The following is a 20664-nucleotide window of genomic DNA, read 5'->3' as shown; positions in this document are numbered from 1 at the left end:
ATCATTGGGACAGGGGCTTTTTATTTATATCAACAGACTTGGAGGGATGAGCAGTGTTTGGCAGAATAAAAGAAGATATCGACATGGTACTTGAAATGGATCCGGCGGCAAAGAATCGCTTTGAAGTATTCTTTACGTATTCCGGGCTTCATGCAGTGTGGTCGCATTTACTGGCGCACCGGCTCTATAAGAGGAATTTTACGACAAGTGCCCGGGTCATCTCGCAGGTGAGCCGCTTTATTACCGGGATTGAAATTCATCCTGGTGCTGAAATCGGCAAAAAGCTGTTCATAGACCATGGTATGGGGACAGTGATTGGCGAAACATGCCGGATTGGCAACAATGTGACGATCTACCAGGGAGTAACGCTCGGCGGTACGGGTAAAGAAGAAAAGAAAAGGCACCCGGATGTGGATGACAATGTGCTTGTCGCTGCAGGTGCCAAAGTGCTTGGTAACATCCGCATACATGAGAATTCAAAAGTAGGCGCCAACTCGGTGGTACTTCATGATGTGCCCCGCGATTCCACAGTTGTCGGTATTCCGGGACACGTGGTCAAACAGGCGGGAGAAAAAGTGAATAATGCACGGGATCTGAACCAGACTGATCTTCCTGATCCGATTCTGGACATGATCCTGGGAATAGAAGATGAAATCAAGGACTTTAGAAGTGAAGTCAGAAACGAGGTAGAAAATGGTTCGCATATTTAACTCTTTAACGAGACAAAAGGAAGACTTCGAGCCGCTCGAAGACGGCAAAGTGAAAATGTATGTATGTGGCCCTACGGTCTACAATTATATCCATATCGGCAATGCAAGACCCGCCATCGCGTTTGATACGGTGAGGCGTTATTTGGAGTATAAAGGATACACAGTGAACTACGTATCCAATTTCACGGATGTCGACGACAAACTGATCAAGGCTTCCATTGAGCTCAAGGAAGAGGTTCCGGTCATTGCAGACAGGTTCATAGATGCCTTTTTCGAAGATACCGGCGCACTCAATGTGAAACGGGCGACTGAGCATCCCAGGGTGATGGATCATATGGACGACATCATCAAATTCATCAAAGTGCTCGTTGACAAAGGCCATGCTTACGAGTCTGATGGGGACGTTTATTTTAAAACGCGCTCTTTTGATGAATATGGCAAACTCTCCCACCAGTCTGTAGATGATCTGAAGGTGGGCGCACGGATTGAATCCGGAGAGAAGAAAGAAGACCCGCTCGATTTCGTTTTATGGAAACAGGCCAAAGAAGGCGAAATTAAATGGGATTCTCCGTGGGGAGCGGGACGGCCGGGCTGGCACATCGAATGCAGCGTGATGGCGCGCCGCCACCTTGGAGATACAATCGACATCCATGCGGGCGGCCAGGATCTGACTTTCCCGCACCATGAGAATGAAATTGCACAAAGTGAATGCATGACGGATGCGACATTCGCGAACTACTGGATGCATAACGGCTATATCAACATCGATAATGAAAAGATGTCCAAATCCCTCGGGAACTTCATCCTTGTGCATGACATCATCAAAGAAATCGACCCGAACGTGCTCAGGTTTTTCATGATCAGCGTGCACTACCGCAACCCGATCAACTACAACCGTGAACTCGTGGAAGCGGCAGCGGCAGGGTTGGAACGCATCCAGTCGAGCTACCACCAGGCAAAAGAGCGTCTGGAAACGTCGGTAGGCAGCGGAGACGATGGTCTGTATCGAAGCATCATAGATGAGAAGATTGCAGCGTTCGAACGTCATATGGATGATGATTTCAACACAGCGAATGCGATTACCGTATGGCATGAACTGGCTACTGAGCTCAACAAATATATGCGTGGGGCAACTACAGACAAAGAAGTGCTTGAGGCTTTTGTAGATGCATTCGACATGTTCAGCGAGGTACTCGGAGTGAGGCTTGTCCGGGAGGAAATTCTGCTGGATGAAGAAATCGAGGCTTTGATTGAAGAACGTAACACTGCAAGGGCGAACCGGGACTTCGCACGCGCGGATGAAATCCGTGATTCATTGAAAGAGCAGGGCATTGTACTTGAAGATACTAAGGAAGGCGTGCGCTTCAGGCGTGGCTAGGTTTACTATGGACGATGTCCCGTCTTTGTCACTTGCATTTCTGGGAGATGCAGTATACGCCGTCTATATCCGCACATTCCTGATAAAAGAAAAACCATATTTAAAGCCGGAGCAGCTGCACAGGGAAGCGAATAAGCTTGTCAGTGCGCGCGCGCAATCGGAAGCATTGCTTTATTTGAAAAATGAAGGGATTTTATCGCCTGACGAATGGGATATCGCCAAGAAGGCGCGTAACAAATCCAGTGCGACACGGGCTAAAAATGCAACCATCAAAGAATACCGGAACGCTTCGGGGATAGAGGCGCTGATCGGCTGGCTGGAACTGCATGATGCGCAGGATCGTATAGACGTTCTGATGGAAAAAATTATAGAAAGAGGGAGGGATGACGATGAGTGATTCCGTGATTGCAGGACGCCACGCAGTAAAAGAGGCGCTCCAGAGCGGCGCTGACATCAATAAAGTGATGATACAGGATTCGATCAATAAAGGGCAGGTCAGGGAAATACTGGATATAGCCAAAAAGCGTAAGATTGTCGTCCAGGCAGTGCCGAAGAATAAAATTGATGGCTTGACGGATGAACGCCACCAGGGTGTAATCGCCCTTGCGAGTCCGCATGAATATATGCCGCTCGAAAGGCTGCTTGAAAACATCGAAGGCAGACGGGCGAATGTAGTCATTCTGGATGGGTTGGAGGATCCGCATAACCTGGGATCGATTTTAAGAACATGTGATGCCACAGGGTTCGACGGTGTAATCATCCCGAACCGCAGGTCGGTCCAGCTGACGGATACAGTTGCGAAGACTTCAACAGGGGCGATTGAGCATGTGCCTGTAGTCAGAGTGACGAATATCAATCAGACGATTGATACGTTGAAAGAAAAAGGGTTCTGGATCGCCGGCAGTGACGGTAAAGGGAAAATGGACTACCGCGAACTGGCAGCTGATGTCAATACTGCTCTGGTCATCGGCAGTGAAGGGAAGGGAATCAGCAGGAAGACATTGGAAAAATGCGATTTCATCGTCCGGATTCCGATGGTGGGCCATATCACGAGTCTGAATGCCTCGGTGTCTGCGGCACTTCTGATGTATGAAGTATACCGCAGGCAGAATCCCGCCGGAAGTGAATAGCCATGAAACGGAAGAAACGGCGTCTGCTCGTAGTGGATGGCTATAACCTGATTGGGGCGAATAAGGAGCTTCATCGTGAGTCTCTATATTCCATGGTTGTCCCCCGGGAAAAAGTGCTTGCTGCATTATCTGAATATCAGGCTGTTGCCACATATGAAATCATCTGTGTGTTTGATGCCTATGAAGTGAAGTCACAGGAGAGTGTGGCTGATTTCCACGGCGTGACGGTGGTATACACAAAAGAAAAAGAGACGGCGGATGAGTATATTGAAAGATTCGTCCATGATAATTACCATCCGCACCTGTGTGAAATCAGTGTGGTGACGAGTGACCTGACAGAGCAGAATGCGATATTCGCCCTCGGTGCCTATCGGATCTCTTCAAGGGAAATGTGGATTTCATTGTCGGAGGCTGAAAAAAATATCAGCAGAAAAGTGGACGCAATTAATGAAAAAATGCCAAAGCAGAAAATTGATATCGGCAAAGATGTTCAAGCAAAACTTGAAAAATGGCGGCGCGGCCGTTTTTGACATATTGAATTAAAAGGCAATCCCTCTTATCATTTGTTTAACACAGTATAGGAGGGGTTGTTTTGTACCGGATTACAAGCTTTTATTTTATTATAAAAGAAAGCATGGATGATGAACTGGACCACCTGGCTATTCAAGTCTACGATGGGAATATGGAGGCATTCAACGCGATAGACAGATATTTGCGCCCGCAGATCATCCGGATGAGCCATAAGTACGCCAATGCCTATAATGACAGGGAAGATGTTGAACAGGATATGATGGAGTCCGCGCTTCGGCTGTGCTACCGGTACGAGTATGAGCTGGGAAGATACCGGCATTATGTAATGCGTTCCATCCGTTTTGAGATGTTTGAACGTCTAAAAGAATACAGTGCCACGAGGACCAGGGAATACGTCCGCAGGGCTCAGACCATTAATTTTGAGGTGGGGGACTCCCGCGACACGACTGTGACAGATCCGATGGAGCTTTTGGTCAGGGAAGAGCAGCTTGAATATCTTCTCGGTGATAAAAGCGTATGTTCACCGTTCGAGCAGAGGATACTCAGGCTTTTCAGAAACGGCTGGACGATGGATGGCATTTCACGGCATCTGAAAGTTGACCGGAGGACTGTATCGAATAGTCTGTACCGGGTCAGGCGTAAAAAAGAACGCCTTGACCTTGACGTGGAGCCTGAAGGGTCATTTGACAACATGGCCTGAAATCGTTATAGTAAGTTAGAATTGAAATGAGGATTTTATGATGAAAGTGGCATTACTGTGCACTGAATGCGGGTCGCGTAACTATACGACACAAACTGAGCATAATGAACGGCTCGTGATTAAGAAACACTGCAAAACATGCAACCGGCATACGACTCATAAGAGTTCCATCTGATTACAGGAGGAAACAATCAATGTCTAATAATAAAAATTTCCTACAGAATGTCGTTAGCGAAATGAAAAAAGTAAGCTGGCCGACAGGTCAGGAGACGGTGCGTTACACTACGGTCGTCATGCTCACAGTGATATTCTTTCTGGCGTTTTTCTACGCGCTGGACCTGGGTATCTCCGCTATCATAGACTTAATGTAATAAAAGGAGAGATACTGCTATGTCAGGAGAAAAGAATTGGTATGCTGTCCATACTTATTCCGGATATGAAAACAAAGTAAGAAAAAATCTCGAGGCGCGCGTCGAGTCCATGAATATGCAGGACCAGATTTTCAGGGTGGTCATTCCCGAAGAGGAAGAGACAACTTTGAAGGACGGTAAACGTAAAACTGCAATGAAGAAAACATTCCCGGGTTACGTTCTTGTCGAACTCGTAATGACGGATGAATCCTGGTATGTTGTAAGGAATACTCCGGGTGTTACAGGATTTGTGGGATCCCAGGGAGCGGGAAGCAAACCGAATCCGCTGCTGCCTGAGGAAGCGAAATTCATCCTTAAATCCATGGGTATGGTTGAACGGACGGTCGACTTCGAAGTCGAAGTCGGTGAATCGGTAAGCATTATTGACGGACCGTTCAAAAACCAGGCGGGCCAAATCAGCTCGATTGATGAAGAACGTTATAAACTCACTGTGCTTGTAGAAATGTTCGGGCGTGAAACACCGGTTGAAGTCGAATTCGATCAGATTGAAAAATTGTAATAACTCACTTGTAATTCATGTCAAGAGATGGTATATTATTATGGTCGAATTTTTATTCGGCCATCTTTTTATGGATGCGAGTGGGAGGATGAAAACTATAACATCCTATGACCACATCACGATAACGAGGAGGTGCACATCGTGGCTAAAAAAGTAATCAACGTTGTGAAATTGCAGATTCCTGCAGGTAAGGCTAACCCAGCACCACCGGTAGGTCCGGCGCTAGGTCAAGCAGGTGTAAACATCATGGGATTCTGTAAAGAATTCAATGCGCGTACACAAGAACAGGCTGGTCTCATCATTCCGGTTGAAATTTCCGTATTTGAGGACCGTTCTTTCACTTTCATTACAAAAACTCCACCGGCTGCTGTTCTGCTTAAGAAAGTGGCAAGTGTTGAAAAAGGTTCCGGCGAACCTAACAAGAACAAGGTGGCAACTGTAACTGAAGCGCAAGTACGTGAAATTGCAGAAACAAAAATGGAAGACCTTAACGCTGCAAGCGTGGAAGCGGCTATGCGCATGGTCGAAGGTACAGCAAGAAGCATGGGCTTCTCTGTAGAAAAGTAATTAAATCAAACTTTAATGAATAACGTATTAATACAAACGTGGGAGGATTACCCGCTATAACCACAAGGAGGAATAGTAATGGCTAAGAGAAGTAAAAAGTATCAGGCAGCTCTTGAAAAGTTTGACCAGTCTTCTGCATACTCAGTAGAAGAAGCAGTTAAACTTGCTCAGGAAACAAGCACTGTTAACTTCGACGCTTCTGTAGAAGTAGCATTCCGTCTCGGTATTGATACACGTAAAAATGACCAGCAGATCCGCGGAGCAATCGTACTGCCGCATGGTACTGGTAAGTCACAGCGTGTATTGGTATTCGCTAAAGGCGACAAAGCTAAAGAAGCAGAAGCTGCAGGAGCAGATTATGTAGGAGAAAAAGAATACATCGATAAAATCAACGGTGGATGGTTCGACTTCGATGTCATCGTGGCAACACCTGACATGATGGGTGAAGTTGGTAAACTGGGACGCGTACTTGGACCGAAAGGTCTTATGCCGAACCCGAAAACCGGTACCGTGACTATGGATGTAACTAAAGCTGTAGAAGAAATCAAAGCTGGTAAAGTTGAATACCGTGCTGAGAAATCCGGTATCGTCCATGCAGCTATCGGTAAAGTCTCCTTCGATGGAGAAAAACTTGCTGATAACTTCCAGACAATCTACGATGCACTTCAAAAAGCGAAGCCGGCATCTGCAAAAGGTGCTTACTTCAAATCTGTTGCAGTGTCTTCAACTATGGGTCCTGGAATCAAAGTTGACCTGAATGCTATCGAAGAAACTAAGTAATTGTATATTGACAACTGCAGCTCGGTTGTGTATAGTTGCAGTTGTATTTTAAATAATTACCTAAGACAGTAGGAGTACACAGTACTTAAAATATCATCCTGCCGAGGCAACGAAAACGACTTGAATCTTAATTTAAATGTTCAAGCACTTTTTGCCGTGGGTAAAAGGTGCTTTTTTTAATGCACCGGATACACAAAAATTATGGAGGTGTAACTATGTCAAACGTAATTGAAGCTAAATCACAACATGTCGATGCTATTTCCGAGCAGCTGAAAAACTCTGTGTCAACAATACTTGTTGATTACCGTGGGCTTTCAGTATCTGAAATGACTGAACTGCGTAAACAGCTTCGTGATGCTGGTGTGGAATTCAAAGTTTACAAAAACACGATGACTCGCCGTGCAGCTGAAAAAGCTGAACTTACAGAAATCAATGAGTTCCTGACTGGCCCGAATGCAATTGCATTTTCAAATGAAGACGTGATTGCGCCAGCGAAGATCATCAACGAATTTTCTAAAGGGCATGAAGCGCTTGAAATCAAAGCAGGCATCATCGAAGGTGCATTTACACCGGCTGAAGATGTTAAAGCAATTGCAACACTGCCGAACAAAGACGGTCTTGTTTCTATGCTGCTATCTGTACTTCAGGCACCGGTACGCAACTTCGCTTATGCAGTTAAAGCTGTCGGCGAACAGAAAGAGAACGAAGAAGCTTAATATCCTAACTAAAAAATTATTAACGGAGGAATTATAATGACTAACGAAAAAATCATTGAAGCGATTAAAGAAATGTCCGTTCTAGAACTTAACGACCTAGTTAAAGCGATTGAAGAAGAATTTGGCGTAACTGCAGCAGCTCCAGTAGCAGCGGCAGGAGCAGGTGCTGGAGAAGCAGCAGCTGAAGAGCAGACTGAATTCGATGTAGAACTTACTGATGCTGGATCTTCCAAGATCAAAGTCATCAAAGCTGTACGTGAAGCAACTGGTCTTGGCTTGAAAGACGCTAAAGAACTTGTTGACGGCGCTCCTAAAGTTGTTAAAGAAGCTGCTTCCAAAGAAGAGGCTGAAGAACTTAAAGCTAAACTTGAAGAAGTTGGCGCAAGCGTAGAACTTAAATAATTTTTGTGTAAACCAGAAGGCTCATGTTAAACATCATGTTTAAATGGGCCTTTTTTTAATTATTAAAACATTGATGACTTTTTAGGAGTGATTGAATGGCGCATTATTTTACAAATGATGATACTGAGCATGATTTCAAGGAGATAGAATTCCAACGCGCGGGAAAGACATATCATTTCATCACCGACCGGGGCGTGTTCTCACGCGAGCGCATCGACTTTGGTTCGAAGGTGTTGATTGACGCTGTAATCGCCGATTTTCATGGGGCGGGGAATTCTTTGTTCATTGACATGGGAGCGGGATATGGACCCATCGGAATTGTCGTCGGAGATGCACTCGGCATGCAGCCGATCATGGTAGAAGTGAATGAGGATGCAATTGAAATCTGCCGGCAAAATGCGGAGAAGAATGATGTTGATGCCAATGTCTTAAACCGGTCTGAATATGATGCTGACAAGAGCACTTCAAATGCTGATCTGTATATTACAAACCCTCCATTCCGTGCTGGGAAACCGGTGATTCTATCCATCATCGAAGATGCGGCCGACAGATTGTCTGCCGGCGGAGTTTTCTACATGGTAGTCCAGAAAAAACAGGGGATGCCGTCGTATAAGAAAGCTATTGAAGCATCTTTTGGGAATGCGGAATCAATCACGAACGAAAAAGGCTATCATGTTCTAAAAGGTGTCAAGAATTATTAATTATAAAATTTGACTTGACAAATGTACTGTGATATAGTTATAGAATGTAAAAATATAATGTCAATAAGTATGCACTTTTGTTTACTGTTGATAGGAGCGTATTAAATATAGTTAATGAATATAAATAGGAAATGGGGTTGTGAAGCGATTCCGTTTTCTTTTTGTCTTATTGACTGTTTAACTGCTTCGGTGAATGTTTTACGTAATTTTTAATAGGGGTGAATCTGTCGATGAGTCAACTGATTCAATATGGAAGACACGCTAAACGCAGAAGCTATGCACGTATCGAAGAGAAATTGGATCTGCCTAACCTGATCGAAATCCAGACAAAGTCTTATGAGTGGTTCCTGAAGACCGGTCTAATTGAGATGTTTAAAGACATCTCGCCTGTAGAAGACTTTACTGGCAATATGTCACTTGAGTTTGTGGACTACAAACTGGGTGAACCGAAATATGATGAGGATGAAGCAAAGAACCATGATGCAACATATTCTGCACCGCTGCGTGTTAAAGTACGTCTCGTCATCAAGGAAACTGGAGAGGTCAAAGAACAGGAAGTGTTCATGGGCGACTTCCCACTGATGACAGATACAGGTACTTTCATTATCAATGGTGCTGAACGTGTTATCGTATCTCAGCTTGTTCGCAGCCCATCTGTCTATTATTCAGAGAAGCTCGACAAAAACGGAAAGACAAGCTTTGGGGCTACGGTAATTCCAAACCGTGGTGCATGGCTCGAATACGAAATCGACGCTAAAGATATCGTATATGTAAGGATTGACCGTACTCGCAAACTGCCTATGACAGTATTGCTCAGAGCTCTCGGCTTTTCTACTGACCAGGAGATCGTAGAACTCCTTGGTGACAATGAACATATCAGAAACACACTGGAAAAAGATACGACAGAAACAGTAGACCAGGCGCTCCTAGAAATCTACGAACGACTTCGCCCGGGCGAACCGCCTACAGTTGAGAATGCAAGAAACCTGCTGTATTCAAGGTTCTTCGATCCGAAGCGTTATGATCTTGCAAACGTCGGCCGCTACAAGATGAATAAAAAACTTCACCTTAAGAACCGCCTGTTCAACCAAGTGCTCGCGGAACCTATCGTTGATAAAGAAACCGGAGAGATCGTGGCAGAGACTGGCACAACAATTGACCGCCGCACTCTGGACAGCATTCTTGAAGTGCTTGAATCCAATGCCAACCTTGAAACCTATCACCTGGAAAACGGTCTGCTTGATGAGCCTGTAGAAGTACAGTCCATCAAAGTGGAAGCCCCGAGCCAGGAGGAGGGGACAACTACAATCATCGGAAATGCTTTCCCTGATGTAGAGGTCAAGTCCATTACGCCGTCCGATATCATTGCATCAATGAGCTATTTCTTTAACCTGCTCCATGGCGTAGGCCATACAGATGATATCGACCACCTGGGGAACCGTCGTCTGCGTTCTGTGGGTGAATTGCTGCAGAACCAGTTCAGAATCGGTGTCTCCCGCATGGAACGTGTTGTAAGAGAACGCATGTCCATCCAGGATACTGAGTCCATTACTCCGCAGCAGCTGATCAACATCAGACCTGTGATTGCGTCCATTAAAGAGTTCTTCGGAAGCTCGCAGCTTTCCCAGTTCATGGACCAGACAAACCCGCTTGCAGAATTGACGCATAAACGTCGTCTGTCAGCCCTCGGACCCGGTGGTCTCACACGTGAGCGTGCCGGCATGGAAGTGCGTGACGTACACTATTCCCACTACGGCCGTATGTGTCCGATTGAAACGCCTGAGGGACCGAACATAGGTCTGATCAACTCACTGTCAAGCTATGCCCGTGTAAACGAGTTCGGCTTCATTGAGACGCCTTACCGCCGGGTAGACCCGGAAACAAATAAGGTAACGGGCCATATCGACTACCTTACTGCTGATGAAGAGGACAACTATGTGGTCGCACAGGCGAACGCCGCGCTTGAAGAAGACGGTTCATTCATCAATGAAGAGATCCTCTGCCGTTTCCGTGGTAACAACACTAAGATGGACAGAGAACGCATGGACTACATGGACGTTTCACCGAAACAGGTAGTATCCGCAGCGACAGCATGTATTCCGTTCCTTGAGAACGATGACTCCAACCGTGCCTTGATGGGTGCGAACATGCAGCGTCAGGCGGTACCTCTCCTGATTCCTGAATCTCCGCATATCGGTACCGGTATGGAACACGTCGCAGCACGTGATTCCGGAGCGGCGATTGTATCCCGCTATAAAGGCCGTGTCGAACATGTGGCAGCGAATGAAGTGCATGTGCGCCGTATTGAAGAAGAGAACGGCAAAGAAATAGAAACTGAAAAAGATATCTATAACCTGTCTAAATTCATCCGTTCCAACTCAGGGACATGCTATAACCAGAAACCTATCGTCGCAGCCGGAGACGTTGTTTCCAAAGGAGAAATCCTTGCTGACGGACCTTCGATGGACAGTGGTGAGATGGCTCTTGGAAGAAACGTTGTAGTCGGCTTCATGACATGGGACGGTTATAACTATGAGGATGCTGTCATCATGAGTGAACGTCTCGTGAAGGAAGATGTATATACATCCATCCATATTGAGGAATATGAATCCGAGTCCCGTGATACTAAACTCGGACCTGAAGAAATTACACGCGATATTCCCAACGTATCCGACAACGCGCTCAAGAAACTTGATGACAGAGGCATTGTGCATATCGGTGCCGAAGTTAAGGACGGCGATATCCTCGTTGGTAAAGTGACGCCTAAAGGGGTTACGGAACTTACAGCGGAAGAACGTCTCCTGCATGCAATATTCGGTGAGAAAGCAAGAGAAGTCCGTGATACTTCCCTTCGCGTGCCACACGGTGCAGGTGGCATCGTCCTTGATGTCAAAGTGTTCAACCGTGCAGATGGAGATGAACTTTCTCCTGGAGTTAACCAGCTCGTCCGTGTTTACATCGTACAGAAGAGAAAAATCAGCGTAGGCGATAAAATGTGTGGCCGTCACGGTAACAAAGGTGTAATTTCCAGAATACTTCCGGAAGAAGACATGCCATATCTGCCGGATGGTACACCGATTGACATCATGCTTAACCCGCTTGGGGTACCATCCCGTATGAATATCGGACAGGTACTTGAACTTCATCTGGGTATGGCAGCAAGAGCCATGGGTCTTAAAATGGCGTCACCGGTCTTTGATGGTGCCAATGAAGAAGACGTATGGGGCACAATGGAAGAAGCAGGACTTGCCCGAGATGGTAAGACAGTTCTTTATGACGGCCGGACAGGCGAACCATTCGAGAACCGTATTTCCGTCGGTGTAATGTACATGCTGAAACTTGCACACATGGTAGATGATAAGCTGCATGCCAGAAGTACCGGGCCATACTCACTTGTTACGCAGCAGCCGCTCGGCGGTAAAGCGCAGTTCGGTGGACAGCGCTTTGGTGAGATGGAAGTGTGGGCACTTGAAGCCTACGGTGCCGCATATACCCTGCAGGAAATCCTGACAGTCAAATCCGATGATACAGTCGGACGTGTGAAAACATATGAAGCGATTGTCAAAGGAGAAAACGTCCCTAAACCTGGTGTGCCTGAGTCATTCCGCGTATTGATGAAGGAACTTCAAAGTCTTGGTCTTGATGTCAACATCCTCGATGAGAACGATGAAGAGATTGAAATGAGAGATACCGAAGAGGATGAAGCATCCAATCAGGTTAACTTGAGTGAGAACACTGATACTAAAACTGAAGATGTAACTGAGTGATGACTGAGCTTGATAAAACTTTAGGGAGGAAAGCTCATTGATAGATGTTAATAGATTCCAATATATGAAAATAGGTTTAGCTTCATCTGAAAAGATCCGTTCCTGGTCTTTCGGGGAAGTTAAAAAACCGGAAACAATCAACTACAGGACGCTTAAACCTGAGCGTGACGGTCTGTTTTGCGAGAAGATTTTCGGTCCGACAAAGGACTGGGAGTGCAGCTGTGGTAAGTATAAGCGTGTAAGATATAAAGGCATGGTCTGTGACCGCTGCGGCGTTGAAGTAACCCGTGCCAAAGTAAGACGTGAGAGAATGGGGCACATCGAACTGGCTGCCCCAGTTTCCCATATCTGGTATTTCAAGGGCATCCCGTCCCGTATGGGGCTGCTTTTGGATATGTCACCACGTTCACTTGAAGAAGTAATTTATTTTGCTTCATACGCAGTAATCAAACCGGGATCTACCGGCCTTGAACCAAAGCAGCTGCTGACGGAGCGTGAATATCGTGAATACTACGATAAGCACGGCAACACTTTCACTGCAAAAATGGGTGCCGAGGCAATCAGGGATCTGCTTGATGATGTGAAGCTTGAAGAAGAGCTCGAAATGCTCAGAAAAGAACTTGAAACGGCAACAGGACAGCGCCTGACAAGAGCAATCAAACGCCTTGAAGTTGTAGAATCATTCCGCAGTTCAGGAAATAATCCTGCATGGATGATCCTGGATGTACTGCCGATCATACCGCCGGAAATCCGTCCGATGGTCCAGCTTGACGGCGGACGTTTTGCAACGAGTGATCTTAACGACCTTTACCGTCGTGTGATCAACCGCAACAACCGTCTGAAACGTCTTCTTGACCTTGGTGCGCCGGGCATCATTGTGCAAAATGAGAAGCGTATGCTGCAGGAAGCCGTGGATGCTCTGATTGATAACGGACGCCGTGGCCGTCCTGTGACAGGGCCGGGTAACCGTCCGCTTAAATCACTGTCCCACATGCTCAAAGGTAAACAGGGACGTTTCCGTCAGAACCTGCTCGGTAAGCGTGTCGACTATTCAGGCCGTTCCGTTATCGTTGTAGGTCCGTCCCTGAAAATGTACCAGTGTGGACTCCCGAGAGAAATGGCACTGGAACTCTTCAAGCCTTTCGTAATGAAAGAACTTGTCGAGCGTGAAATGGCAACAAACATCAAAAATGCCAAAGGCAAGATTGAGCGTATGGAAAATGAAGTCTGGGATGTACTCGAAGATGTCATAAAAGAGCACCCGGTGCTCCTGAACCGTGCGCCAACGCTTCACCGTCTGGGTATCCAGGCGTTCGAAGCGACATTGATCGAAGGCCGTGCAATCCGTCTTCACCCGCTTGTAACGACAGCGTATAACGCCGACTTTGATGGTGACCAGATGGCGGTTCACGTACCTCTTTCAAAAGAGGCCCAGGCGGAAGCGCGCATGCTGATGCTTGCTGCACAGAACATTCTTAACCCGAAAGATGGTAAGCCGGTTGTTACACCATCACAGGATATGGTATTGGGTAACTACTACCTGACGCTTGAGAGGGAAAATGAAGCACGCGAAGGTCACATTTTCAAAGATGCGAATGAAGTGGTCATGGCATACCAGAACGGTTATGTAGGCCTCCACACTCGTATCGGTGTGCATACAAATGCTTATGAAGTTGAAAAAGTGTCTGAAGAAAATGAAGGCAAGATCCTGATGACGACGACAGGTAAAGTTATTTTCAACCAGATCATGCCGCCATCCTTCCCTTATATCAATGAACCGACGAGAGAAAACCTGGAGTTCAAAACGCCGGACCGCTACTTTGTCAAGGCATCGGAACTGGGAGAAGCCGGACTCGGAGCCAAGTTTGAAGAAACGCCGATCGGCGATCCATTCAACAAGAAATTCCTTGGTCAGATCATCGCTGAAGTATTTAACAAATTCCACATTACAGAAACTTCCGTAATGCTGGACTTGATGAAAGACCTCGGATTCAAATATTCTTCCAAAGCGGGTATCACGGTAGGTGTATCCGACATCGTGGTACTTCCTGATAAACAGGAAATCATTAATGAAACGGAAGAAAAAGTGGAAAAAGTTCAAAAACAGTTTACACGCGGTCTCATTACAGAAGAAGAACGCTATGGAGCTGTAATTGAACTTTGGACCAAGGCGAAAGACGTTATTCAGGCACGGCTGATGGAATCACTGGACCGACTGAACCCTATCTTCATGATGAGTGACTCCGGTGCCCGTGGTAACGCATCTAACTTTACGCAGCTTGCCGGCATGCGCGGTCTGATGGCCAACCCGTCCGGACAGATCATTGAACTTCCGATCAAATCAAGCTTCCGTGAAGGACTGACAGTACTCGAGTACTTCATTTCGACTCACGGTGCACGTAAAGGTCTTGCGGATACAGCACTTAAGACTGCGGACTCAGGTTATCTGACACGCCGTCTTGTTGATGTTGCACAGGATGTCATCGTCCGTGAAGAAGATTGCGGTACAGACAAGGGACTGCTTGTTTCGGCCCTCACAGAAGGTTCCGAACTGATCGAACCGCTGATCGACCGCCTTGAAGGCCGTTACTCGAAAGAGACGGTAAGACATCCGGAAACTGACGAAATCCTTGTTCAATCAAACGAACTGATTACAGCAGAGCTTGCCAAAGAGATCGTATCAAGCGGCATAGAAGAGATGTATATCCGCTCTGCGTTTACCTGCAACACGCGTCATGGTGTATGTGAACGCTGTTATGGTAAAAACCTTGCAACTGGTGAAAAAGTCGAGGCCGGTGAAGCGGTTGGTACAATCGCTGCACAATCCATCGGTGAACCGGGTACACAGCTTACAATGCGTACATTCCACACAGGTGGTGTAGCAGGAAGCGACATCACTCAGGGTCTGCCGCGTATCCAGGAGCTGTTTGAAGCCCGTAACCCGAAAGGACAGGCTGTCGTCTCTGAAATCCGCGGTGCTGTCACCGATATCGAAATTGTGAAAGACCGTCAGCAGGAGGTCAAGATCAAGGGCGAACAGGAAACGAAATCGTACACTGTACCTGCCACTGCCAGATTGATAGTGGATATCGGCGACGCGATCGAACCGGGACAGCCGCTCAACGAAGGTTCAATCGAACCTAAAGAACTCCTGACGATTGCAGGCTTGAACCGCACTCAGGAATATCTGCTCAAAGAAGTCCAGAAAGTGTACCGCATGCAGGGTGTTGAAATCGATGATAAACACGTCGAAGTCATGGTAAGACAGATGCTCAGAAAAGTGAGGATCATCGACGCAGGAGAAACCAAACTTCTTCCAGGTGCTTTAGTGGACATCCACCACTTCACGGATGCCAATAAAGATATCTTTAAGAAACGTAAACGTCCTGCAACAGCAAAACCTGTACTTCTCGGTATCACAAAAGCTTCCCTTGAAACAGAAAGCTTCCTTTCTGCAGCCAGCTTCCAGGAAACAACAAGAGTACTTACGGATGCTGCAATCAAAGGCAAGCGTGATGAACTTCTCGGTCTTAAAGAGAACGTCATCATCGGTAAGCTGATTCCTGCCGGTACCGGTATGCCGAAATACCGTGATGTTGAGATAGATGTTGAATCAAAACCTGTTGAAACGAAACAGGAAGAAGTATTGGTCGAAGAATAATACTTCAGTAATAAACAATTTGACCGGGATGGATAATCCCGGTCTTCATTATAAAAAACCTTAAAGAAGAATAAAATTTGAAAATGATAGTTCTTGACTTTGCAAAGTTCGGATGATACTATAATTAAGGTTACTCTATATGGGGGCTTTATGCCTTTCTCTAGAGATACAAAATGTTGAAATGTAAGAATTTTTTCTTACACATTTTTTATACCCAAAAAATGAACCACCTGGATGTGTGGGATTAAGAAAAGAGAGGAGGAATAACATGCCAACTATTAACCAGCTCGTTAGAAAATCTCGTCAGTCTAAATCAAAATCATCAGACTCACCAGCTCTGAACAGAGGATTCAACAGTCTTAAGAAGCGTGTCACAAACGAAACAGCTCCACAAAAACGTGGTGTCTGCACTCGTGTGGGTACGATGACTCCTAAGAAACCGAACTCTGCTCTACGTAAATATGCCCGTGTGAGACTTTCAAATAATATCGAAGTGAATGCATACATTCCCGGTATCGGACACAACCTCCAGGAACACAGTGTAGTACTGATCCGCGGCGGACGTGTAAAAGACCTGCCAGGTGTACGTTACCATGTCGTACGCGGTGCGCTTGACACTTCCGGTGTCGACACTCGCAGACAGGGACGCTCCCTATACGGTACTAAGAAACCTAAAGCGAAAAAATAATGAACCGTATTTTACGGAAGCATTCTAAATCAACTATTTGAAAGGAGGCTAACTATGCCACGTAAAGGACCAGTTGCCAAAAGAGACGTATTGCCGGATCCGATTCACAACTCCAAGCTTGTGACAAAACTCATCAACAAAATGATGGTTGACGGAAAGCGCGGTACTTCCCAAAGAATTCTCTATTCTGCATTTAATCTTGTACAGGAACGTTCAGGCAGAGATGCTATGGAAGTGTTCGATGAAGCAATCGATAACATCATGCCGGTACTTGAAGTTAAAGCTCGCCGTGTTGGTGGATCCAACTACCAGGTGCCAGTTGAGGTACGTGCAGAACGCCGTACGACTCTCGGACTTCGTTGGCTTGTGAACTACGCACGTCTGCGTGGGGAAAAGACAATGGAAGAACGTCTTGCAAATGAAATTCTTGACGCTGCCAACAACACAGGCGGTGCTGTCAAGAAACGCGAAGAAACACACAAAATGGCAGAGGCTAACAGAGCATTCGCACACTACCGTTGGTAGTAGGCGGGTAAATACAGCCTTAAAATTTCAACCCATTTCCTGGAAGGAGAAAAGAATACCAATGGCAAGAGAATTCTCTTTAGAAAAAACTCGTAACCTCGGTATCATGGCACACATCGATGCTGGTAAGACTACGACAACTGAACGTATTCTTTATTACACAGGCCGTATCCACAAACTTGGTGAAACTCACGAAGGGGCATCCCAGATGGACTGGATGGAGCAGGAGCAGGAACGTGGAATCACGATCACTTCAGCTGCCACTACAGCTCAGTGGGATGGCCACCGTGTAAACATCATCGATACACCAGGACACGTAGACTTCACTGTTGAAGTTGAACGTTCCCTCCGTGTACTTGATGGTGCGGTAACTGTACTCGATGCACAGTCCGGTGTTGAGCCGCAGACTGAAACTGTTTGGAGACAGGCAACAACTTACGGCGTTCCACGCGTTGTTTTCGTCAACAAGATGGACAAAGTAGGAGCTGACTTCGAATATTCTGTAGGTACTATCAGAGAGCGCCTTCAGGCGAATGCACATCCGATTCAATACCCAATCGGTGCTGAAGATAACTTCACAGGCATCATTGACCTGATCGACATGAAAGCCTATAACTATGGTAACGACCTAGGTACAGAAATTGAAGAAATCGAAATTCCTGACGAATATAAAGACAAAGCCCAAGAACTCAAAGAGTCCCTTATTGAAGGACTTGCTGATGTGAATGAAGATATCATGGAGAAATATCTTGGTGGAGAAGATATCTCCAGGGATGAGCTGATGGCAGCAATCCGCCAGGCTACTTGTGATGTTGAATTCTACCCGGTTATGTGTGGTACAGCATTCAAAAACAAAGGGGTCCAGCTGCTTCTAAACGCAGTTATCGACTACCTTCCTTCACCACTTGATGTCAAGCCGATCGTTGGTCATAAGAAAGACAACGAAGATGAGGAAATCATTGCTAAACCAGATGATTCCGCCCCGTTTGCGGCCCTTGCCTTCAAAGTCATGACAGATCCGTTCGTAGGTAAACTGACTTTCTTCCGTGTGTACTCCGGTACTTTGGATTCCGGATCATACATCAGAAACACATCTAAGGACAAGCGTGAACGCGTAGGGCGTATCCTGCAAATGCACGCGAACTCCCGTGAAGAGATTTCCTCTGTTCACGCAGGCGACATCGCTGCAGCGGTCGGTCTTAAAGATACAGGTACAGGGGATACACTCTGTGATGAGAAAAACCAGGTTATTCTGGAATCAATGGAATTCCCTGAACCGGTTATCCACCTGTCTGTAGAGCCTAAGTCCAAAGCGGACCAGGACAAAATGACAACAGCGCTTGTGAAACTGCAGGAAGAGGATCCTACATTCACGGCACGTACGGATAACGAAACAGGACAGGTCATCATCGGCGGTATGGGTGAGCTTCACCTTGACGTTCTTGTAGACCGTATGAAACGCGAATTCAAAGTTGAATGTAACGTTGGAGCCCCAATGGTATCCTACCGTGAAACATTCAAAACTGGAGCTTCCGTACAAGGGAAATTCTCCCGTCAGTCCGGTGGACGCGGTCAGTATGGTGACGTACACATCGAGTTCACACCGAACGAGCAGGGCGCCGGATTTGAATTCATCGACAATATCGTTGGTGGTGTGGTTCCGCGCGAATACATTCCATCCGTTGAAGCGGGTCTTAGAGACTCACTCGACAATGGTGTGCTTGCAGGATACCCGCTTGTTGACATCAAAGCGAGACTTTTCGATGGTTCATACCACGACGTCGACTCCTCTGAGATGGCGTTTAAAGTCGCAGCTTCATTAGCTCTTAAAGAAGCCGCAAAAGTATGTCAGCCGGTTCTCCTTGAACCGATGATGAAAGTGGAAATCGTAATGCCTGAAGAGTACATGGGTGATATCATGGGTGACGTAACGAGCCGTCGTGGACGTGTTGAAGGTATGGCTGCCCGCGGTAACGCACAAGTAGTCAATGCTTTCGTTCCACTGTCCGAAATGTTCGGTTACGCTACAAGCCTGCGTTCAAATACGCAGGGACGTGGTACTTACACTATGGCGTTCGACCATTACGAAGAAGTTCCTAAATCTGTCTCTGAAGAAATCATCAAGAAAAACAAAGGTGAATAATCAGCTGGCTTGATTTTTACACCTAAATCATTTATAAGTGATTTAGAAACACCTTGAGGCGGGGCTCCCCCGCCCCGAGTTTCAAATAAAAAAACTTATTTTAAGGAGAGGTATAACAAAATGGCTAAAGAAAAATTTGACCGTTCCAAAACACATGCCAATATTGGTACAATTGGTCACGTTGACCACGGTAAAACAACTCTAACAGCTGCTATCGCAACTGTTCTCGCTAAAAGAGGTTCTGGTGAAGCTCAGAGCTACGCTCAGATCGACAACGCACCGGAAGAAAAAGAACGTGGTATCACAATCAACACGTCTCATATCGAGTATGAAACAGAAACTCGTCACTATGCGCACGTTGACTGCCCAGGTCACGCTGACTACGTTAAAAACATGATCACTGGTGCTGCTCAAATGGACGGCGGTATTCTTGTAGTATCTGCTGCAGACGGCCCAATGCCACAAACTCGTGAGCACATCCTGCTTTCACGTAACGTTGGTGTACCAGCACTTGTTGTATTCCTTAACAAAGTTGACATGGTAGACGACGAAGAGCTTCTTGAACTTGTTGAAATGGAAGTTCGTGAACTTCTTTCTGAATACGACTTCCCTGGCGACGACATCCCTGTAATTGCTGGTTCAGCTCTTAAAGCTCTTGAAGGCGTTGAAGAATACGAAAACAAAATCCTGGAATTGATGGAAGCTGTAGACACTTACATTCCAACTCCAGAGCGTGACTCTGACAAACCATTCATGATGCCAGTTGAGGACGTGTTCTCAATCACTGGTCGTGGTACAGTTGCAACTGGCCGTGTTGACCGTGGACAAATCAAAGTCGGTGACGAAGTTGAAATCATCGGTCTTACTGAAGAATCCGGTAAAACAACAGTTACAGGTGTTGAAATGTTCCGTAAGCTTCTTGACTACGCAGAAGCTGGCGACAACATCGGTGCTTTGCTCCGTGGTGTAGCACGTGAAGACATCCAGCGTGGACAAGTACTTGCTAAACCTGGATCCATCACTCCACACACAAACTTCAAAGCTGAAGTTTATGTTCTTTCAAAAGAAGAAGGTGGACGTCACACTCCATTCTTCAACAACTACCGTCCTCAGTTCTACTTCCGTACAACTGACGTAACTGGTGTTGTTAACCTCCCAGAAGGAACTGAAATGGTTATGCCTGGCGACAACGTTGAAATGACAGTTGAACTCATTTCTCCAATCGCTATCGAAGATGGTACGCGTTTCTCTATCCGTGAGGGTGGACGTACTGTTGGATCAGGCGTTGTAACTGACATCATCAAATAATTTCAGTATAAAAAGCTGAAGCCTGGA

20 protein-coding genes and 1 other annotated feature are annotated in these 20664 nt (G+C 46.3%); all 20 genes read left to right on the top strand.

The features are described 5' to 3' along the window. The first annotated feature begins 53 nt into the window (after positions 1-53). The 20 genes from cysE (at position 54) to tuf (ending at position 20637) form a co-directional block, all read left to right on the top strand. Positions 54-710 (top strand): serine O-acetyltransferase, encoded by a 657-nt coding sequence (cysE, locus tag BM271_RS04640; protein WP_046791273.1) that lies wholly within the window; start codon positions 54-56, stop codon positions 708-710. Further along, a complete protein-coding gene (gene cysS / locus BM271_RS04635; RefSeq protein WP_046791272.1) occupies positions 694-2088 on the top strand; it encodes a cysteine--tRNA ligase in 1395 nt (464 codons plus the stop codon). Before cysE ends, cysS begins: the two co-directional genes overlap by 17 nt. Continuing rightward, positions 2081-2485, top strand: coding sequence for a Mini-ribonuclease 3 (locus tag BM271_RS04630; RefSeq protein WP_234960433.1), 405 nt, complete (start codon positions 2081-2083; stop codon positions 2483-2485). Before cysS ends, BM271_RS04630 begins: the two co-directional genes overlap by 8 nt. Continuing rightward, positions 2478-3218, top strand: coding sequence for a 23S rRNA (guanosine(2251)-2'-O)-methyltransferase RlmB (rlmB, locus tag BM271_RS04625; RefSeq protein ID WP_046791270.1), 741 nt, complete (start codon positions 2478-2480; stop codon positions 3216-3218). Before BM271_RS04630 ends, rlmB begins: the two co-directional genes overlap by 8 nt. A 2-nt stretch (positions 3219-3220) precedes the next feature. Beyond that, positions 3221-3748: an NYN domain-containing protein gene (locus BM271_RS04620; protein ID WP_046791269.1), complete on the top strand. Its 528-nt coding sequence runs from the start codon at positions 3221-3223 to the stop codon at positions 3746-3748. 104 nt (positions 3749-3852) lie between these two features. After that, positions 3853-4449, top strand: coding sequence for a sigma-70 family RNA polymerase sigma factor (locus BM271_RS04615; RefSeq protein WP_143544904.1), 597 nt, complete (start codon positions 3853-3855; stop codon positions 4447-4449). Between the two features lie 37 nt (positions 4450-4486). Next, on the top strand, positions 4487-4624 hold the full coding sequence (gene rpmG, locus BM271_RS04610) for a 50S ribosomal protein L33 (RefSeq protein WP_074924539.1): 138 nt from the start codon (positions 4487-4489) through the stop codon (positions 4622-4624). A gap of 19 nt (positions 4625-4643) precedes the next feature. Next, positions 4644-4820 carry a preprotein translocase subunit SecE gene (secE, locus tag BM271_RS04605; protein ID WP_046791267.1) on the top strand — a complete coding sequence of 59 codons (177 nt, stop codon included), beginning with the start codon at positions 4644-4646 and terminating at the stop codon, positions 4818-4820. A 19-nt stretch (positions 4821-4839) separates the two neighbouring features. Further along, positions 4840-5379 (top strand): transcription termination/antitermination protein NusG, encoded by a 540-nt coding sequence (nusG, locus tag BM271_RS04600; RefSeq protein WP_046791266.1) that lies wholly within the window; start codon positions 4840-4842, stop codon positions 5377-5379. Positions 5380-5520: 141 nt separating this feature from the next. Beyond that, positions 5521-5946, top strand: coding sequence for a 50S ribosomal protein L11 (rplK, locus tag BM271_RS04595; protein WP_046791265.1), 426 nt, complete (start codon positions 5521-5523; stop codon positions 5944-5946). A 78-nt stretch (positions 5947-6024) separates the two neighbouring features. Then, the gene (gene rplA / locus BM271_RS04590) at positions 6025-6726 is read left to right on the top strand and encodes a 50S ribosomal protein L1 (RefSeq protein ID WP_046791264.1); all 702 of its coding nucleotides are present in this window, start codon (positions 6025-6027) and stop codon (positions 6724-6726) included. Positions 6727-6767: 41 nt separating this feature from the next. Then, positions 6768-6912, top strand: a sequence feature (ribosomal protein L10 leader region). A 29-nt stretch (positions 6913-6941) separates the two neighbouring features. Beyond that, on the top strand, positions 6942-7442 hold the full coding sequence (gene rplJ / locus BM271_RS04585) for a 50S ribosomal protein L10 (RefSeq protein WP_046791263.1): 501 nt from the start codon (positions 6942-6944) through the stop codon (positions 7440-7442). A gap of 36 nt (positions 7443-7478) precedes the next feature. Next, entirely contained in the window at positions 7479-7844 is a 366-nt protein-coding gene (rplL, locus tag BM271_RS04580; protein ID WP_046791262.1) for a 50S ribosomal protein L7/L12, read from the top strand. A 95-nt stretch (positions 7845-7939) separates the two neighbouring features. Continuing rightward, complete coding sequence (locus BM271_RS04575; RefSeq protein ID WP_046791261.1) at positions 7940-8545, top strand: class I SAM-dependent methyltransferase; 606 nt, start codon at positions 7940-7942, stop codon at positions 8543-8545. A 230-nt stretch (positions 8546-8775) separates the two neighbouring features. Then, the gene (rpoB, locus tag BM271_RS04570; protein WP_046791260.1) at positions 8776-12312 is read left to right on the top strand and encodes a DNA-directed RNA polymerase subunit beta; all 3537 of its coding nucleotides are present in this window, start codon (positions 8776-8778) and stop codon (positions 12310-12312) included. Positions 12313-12349: 37 nt separating this feature from the next. Continuing rightward, positions 12350-15973 (top strand): DNA-directed RNA polymerase subunit beta', encoded by a 3624-nt coding sequence (rpoC, locus tag BM271_RS04565; RefSeq protein ID WP_046791259.1) that lies wholly within the window; start codon positions 12350-12352, stop codon positions 15971-15973. A 268-nt stretch (positions 15974-16241) separates the two neighbouring features. Continuing rightward, entirely contained in the window at positions 16242-16661 is a 420-nt protein-coding gene (gene rpsL / locus BM271_RS04560) for a 30S ribosomal protein S12 (protein ID WP_046791258.1), read from the top strand. Between the two features lie 54 nt (positions 16662-16715). Further along, positions 16716-17186 (top strand): 30S ribosomal protein S7, encoded by a 471-nt coding sequence (gene rpsG, locus BM271_RS04555; RefSeq protein WP_046791257.1) that lies wholly within the window; start codon positions 16716-16718, stop codon positions 17184-17186. 61 nt (positions 17187-17247) lie between these two features. Beyond that, complete coding sequence (gene fusA, locus BM271_RS04550; RefSeq protein WP_046791256.1) at positions 17248-19329, top strand: elongation factor G; 2082 nt, start codon at positions 17248-17250, stop codon at positions 19327-19329. Positions 19330-19449: 120 nt separating this feature from the next. After that, positions 19450-20637, top strand: coding sequence for an elongation factor Tu (tuf, locus tag BM271_RS04545; RefSeq protein WP_046791255.1), 1188 nt, complete (start codon positions 19450-19452; stop codon positions 20635-20637). Positions 20638-20664: the final 27 nt, after the last annotated feature.

The organism is Salinicoccus halodurans, from assembly GCF_900114445.1.
In the GTDB taxonomy this organism is placed as follows: Bacteria; Bacillota; Bacilli; order Staphylococcales; family Salinicoccaceae; genus Salinicoccus; species Salinicoccus halodurans.
The sequence above is the reverse complement of the archived record's forward strand: the minus strand, read 5'-3'. Positions and strand labels throughout refer to the sequence as shown.

Bases quoted from the DNA above. Each gene is read 5' to 3' on its own strand.
- BM271_RS04620 (WP_046791269.1), top strand. From the start codon at position 3,221: ATGAAACGGAAGAAACGGCGTCTGCTCGTAGTGGATGGCTATAACCTG.
- BM271_RS04615 (WP_143544904.1), top strand. From the start codon at position 3,853: ATGGATGATGAACTGGACCACCTGGCTATTCAAGTCTACGATGGGAAT.
- tuf (WP_046791255.1), top strand. From the start codon at position 19,450: ATGGCTAAAGAAAAATTTGACCGTTCCAAAACACATGCCAATATTGGT.
- rplJ (WP_046791263.1), top strand. From the start codon at position 6,942: ATGTCAAACGTAATTGAAGCTAAATCACAACATGTCGATGCTATTTCC.
- rplL (WP_046791262.1), top strand. From the start codon at position 7,479: ATGACTAACGAAAAAATCATTGAAGCGATTAAAGAAATGTCCGTTCTA.
- rlmB (WP_046791270.1), top strand. From the start codon at position 2,478: ATGAGTGATTCCGTGATTGCAGGACGCCACGCAGTAAAAGAGGCGCTC.
- nusG (WP_046791266.1), top strand. From the start codon at position 4,840: ATGTCAGGAGAAAAGAATTGGTATGCTGTCCATACTTATTCCGGATAT.
- rplA (WP_046791264.1), top strand. From the start codon at position 6,025: ATGGCTAAGAGAAGTAAAAAGTATCAGGCAGCTCTTGAAAAGTTTGAC.
- rpsL (WP_046791258.1), top strand. From the start codon at position 16,242: ATGCCAACTATTAACCAGCTCGTTAGAAAATCTCGTCAGTCTAAATCA.
- BM271_RS04575 (WP_046791261.1), top strand. From the start codon at position 7,940: ATGGCGCATTATTTTACAAATGATGATACTGAGCATGATTTCAAGGAG.
- secE (WP_046791267.1), top strand. From the start codon at position 4,644: ATGTCTAATAATAAAAATTTCCTACAGAATGTCGTTAGCGAAATGAAA.
- rpmG (WP_074924539.1), top strand. From the start codon at position 4,487: ATGATGAAAGTGGCATTACTGTGCACTGAATGCGGGTCGCGTAACTAT.
- rpsG (WP_046791257.1), top strand. From the start codon at position 16,716: ATGCCACGTAAAGGACCAGTTGCCAAAAGAGACGTATTGCCGGATCCG.
- fusA (WP_046791256.1), top strand. From the start codon at position 17,248: ATGGCAAGAGAATTCTCTTTAGAAAAAACTCGTAACCTCGGTATCATG.
- rpoB (WP_046791260.1), top strand. From the start codon at position 8,776: ATGAGTCAACTGATTCAATATGGAAGACACGCTAAACGCAGAAGCTAT.
- cysS (WP_046791272.1), top strand. From the start codon at position 694: ATGGTTCGCATATTTAACTCTTTAACGAGACAAAAGGAAGACTTCGAG.